This window comes from Psychrilyobacter sp. (assembly GCF_049671765.1).
In the GTDB taxonomy this organism is placed as follows: domain Bacteria; phylum Fusobacteriota; class Fusobacteriia; order Fusobacteriales; family Fusobacteriaceae; genus Psychrilyobacter.
In genome coordinates this window covers 1-1525 of record NZ_JBATVM010000249.1, presented here as the reverse complement: position 1 = coordinate 1525, position 1525 = coordinate 1, and the positions used below count along the sequence as shown (strand labels likewise).

The following is a 1525-nucleotide window of genomic DNA, read 5'->3' as shown; positions in this document are numbered from 1 at the left end:
TCCATAAAACTTTTCTAATTCAAATTTCAAATCAGCTTTTGAAGTTTCTGTAACATCTTTTAACTTTCCATCTACAATATATTGAGATAACTTCCAATTTGTTCCTATAAATTCTTTTTGGATAACTTCTATACTTACTGTATCTGTCTTTGTATCCATTGACTTATTGGCAGAACATGAGATTATAAATCCTGATAATGCTAATATTAATAATAATTTTTTCATAATATATAAACCTCCTATTAATAAATACCCTTTTATCTTTTAATTAATTGTTTTTTTACAAACAAAATAAGTATTTAATATATACCATAAAATAGAAAAAAATCCTAGTTTTATCTAAAGTTTTACTATTTTCTGTGTTTAGGTTATAATATGCTATAAACCATTATTGGGCTAGATAACAGAAGGAGGAGTTTATGAACGCAGTTAAAACATTTTTATTAATGATCACTATGACATTAATATTATTATTTATAGGAGGAGCTATTGGGGGTCGTAATGGAGCCATGTTTGCTCTAATATTTTCTTTTGGTATGAATATGATAAGTTATTGGAATAGTGATAAAATAGTTTTGAGGATGTATAAAGCACATGAAGTAGAAAAAAACTCTGAAGTATACTCTATTGTAAGGGAACTATCAGAAAGAGCTGATCTTCCAATTCCAAAAGTATATATGATAAATCAATCACAGCCAAATGCATTTGCAACAGGAAGAAATCAAAAACATGCAGCAGTAGCAGTTACTCGTGGAATTACAGAAATTTTAGATAGAAATGAGCTAAAAGGTGTTTTGGCTCATGAATTGGGGCATGTACATAATAAAGATATATTAATTGGAACTATTGCAGCATCCTTTGCTGGAGCAATTGCATATTTGGCTACTATGGCAAAATGGGCTGCTATATTTGGTGGTAGGGATGACGAAGATAAAAATCCTATAGCCCTTATTGGAATCGCTATATTTGCACCAATGGCAGCAATGTTAGTTCAGATGGCAATTTCACGTACCCGTGAATATAAAGCTGATAGATATGGAGGTAAATTAGCAGGAAATCCAATTTATCTAGCTAACGCTCTTAAAAAATTAGAAACATGGAGTACTCGAACACCTATGGATGCTAAACCAGCAACAGCACATATGTTTATAGTAAATCCATTAAAAGGAGAGAAAATGGCTAAATTATTTAGTACCCATCCATCTACAAAAGATAGGATAGCAAAATTAGAAGAACAAGCGAGACACTTATAGGTATAGAAAGAGAACGTCTTTATAAGACGTTCTCTTTAAATTATATATAATAACCTCGGAGCTCCTTATATTGCTAATTCATTATAATCATGTTACAATTTAACCTGATAAAATCAATAATTATATAGGAGAAATAAATTGAAAAATTTAAAACAAAAAGGGTTCCATTTAAGAAATCCGCATTCAGGAAGATATAATTTTAAATCCCTTATAGAAAATTCTAAAGGATTAAAAAAATACATAAAAAATAGTCCTAGTGGGGACAGTACAAT

At 29.6% G+C, this 1525-nt stretch carries 2 protein-coding genes; one reads left to right on the top strand and one right to left on the bottom strand.

The genetic code is table 11. The annotated features are described in order from the left end of the window. The coding region (locus WBG30_RS11995; RefSeq protein ID WP_424504896.1) for a hypothetical protein at positions 1 to 225 on the bottom strand (225 nt) is incomplete at its 3' end. Between the two features lie 194 nt (positions 226 to 419). On the opposite strand from WBG30_RS11995, the gene htpX reads away from it, so the two are divergent. Continuing rightward, a complete protein-coding gene (gene htpX, locus WBG30_RS11990) occupies positions 420 to 1253 on the top strand; it encodes a zinc metalloprotease HtpX (protein WP_424504895.1) in 834 nt (277 codons plus the stop codon). Positions 1254 to 1525: the final 272 nt, after the last annotated feature.